The following is a 1,020-nucleotide window of genomic DNA, read 5'->3' as shown; positions in this document are numbered from 1 at the left end:
CTCTGCTCCCAGGGCAAGACCCAGCCCTGACCCAACACGCTGTCGACGGTCAGGTCGCTGGCATAGAAGCGGGACCATTCAATCGGCATCAGGCCGGGCAGTACGAAGTCGGTTTCGCCTGAGTCCAGCAACAGCTTGCGGCCAGTTGTGAGGTCGACGGGATTGCCAACCTGTCCCGAAGACTGTCCCGAGAAAATATAACGCCGGCGGTAAGCGTATTCCGAATAGTTAGAGCTCCGCTATTGAGGTGCGAACAGTGTCGCAGAAAAACGCTTCAAAACTTTCGTACATAACTTCTTTAGCACCATCTCGCTTAAAAGACAGCTCCGTCAATACTACTACCGCCTCGCCCGACGGGCTAAGCTGAGAAGTATCAATAGAGAATAAAGGACCGTAGCCCGATGCCTTGACTACGATCATTTTTGAATCCGCATCTCCCGCATCTCGAGCAAACTTTGTTGCAAAAAACACGCAGGGCACCTCCGCGGCTGTGAGCCCGCTTTTGGTAATACCATAATATGTGTTACCACCAAAAGATAACGCACCAAATTTTTTAAGGAACAGCTTATAGGAGGGAGGAAACTGACCCCCTAATGCTTTTTCGAACTCAGCTATAACTTCATCACTCGCGCCTCCGGAAAATGCAGGCTCGTCACTGCTCAAATTCATTTCCTTTTCAATAACATCTATATAAGTCATGATCACCTCTCAAAAATCTAAAGACAGCTCTTTAAAATAGGTGTTTTTCCAAGCATTAAAAGGACCGCGATTCCACGTTGCGGTTGATTACTTCGCCCAACTGGCCCCGTTGGTGTAACGATACTGGACGAGGGTTTCGACGGCTTCATTGCCCACTATGCGCTTGACGTAGGTTAGGCGGTCCAAAGGATTGTCGTAGTTCAAATGCACCCGCACGCCGCCGGGTGCGCTGATGTCGGTAAGCGTACCGTCGGCCGTTCGGGAGAAATGCAGATAATGCCCGAGCGCATTTCCAGACGTTGCAAGGGCACCAGCGACTGG

General features: G+C 50.8%; 1 protein-coding gene and 2 pseudogenes. All 3 read right to left on the bottom strand.

Annotation, left to right across the window (positions count from 1 at the left end):
- A pseudogene (locus BMY98_RS28250) lies at positions 1 to 176 on the bottom strand (DUF6531 domain-containing protein); the annotation flags it as partial.
- 52 nt (positions 177 to 228) lie between these two features.
- Positions 229 to 699, bottom strand: coding sequence for an SMI1/KNR4 family protein (locus BMY98_RS26595; RefSeq protein WP_074893768.1), 471 nt, complete (start codon positions 697 to 699; stop codon positions 229 to 231).
- A gap of 58 nt (positions 700 to 757) precedes the next feature.
- Positions 758 to 1,020 (bottom strand): annotated as a pseudogene (locus tag BMY98_RS26590) (hypothetical protein); the annotation flags it as partial.

Origin of the sequence: Pseudomonas graminis (assembly GCF_900111735.1) — a bacterium.
Classification (GTDB): domain Bacteria; phylum Pseudomonadota; class Gammaproteobacteria; order Pseudomonadales; family Pseudomonadaceae; genus Aquipseudomonas; species Aquipseudomonas graminis.
The sequence above is the reverse complement of the archived record's forward strand: the minus strand, read 5'-3'. Positions and strand labels throughout refer to the sequence as shown.

Coding starts and splice junctions, on each gene's coding strand:
- BMY98_RS26595 (WP_074893768.1), bottom strand. CDS start 699: ATGACTTATATAGATGTTATTGAAAAGGAAATGAATTTGAGCAGTGAC.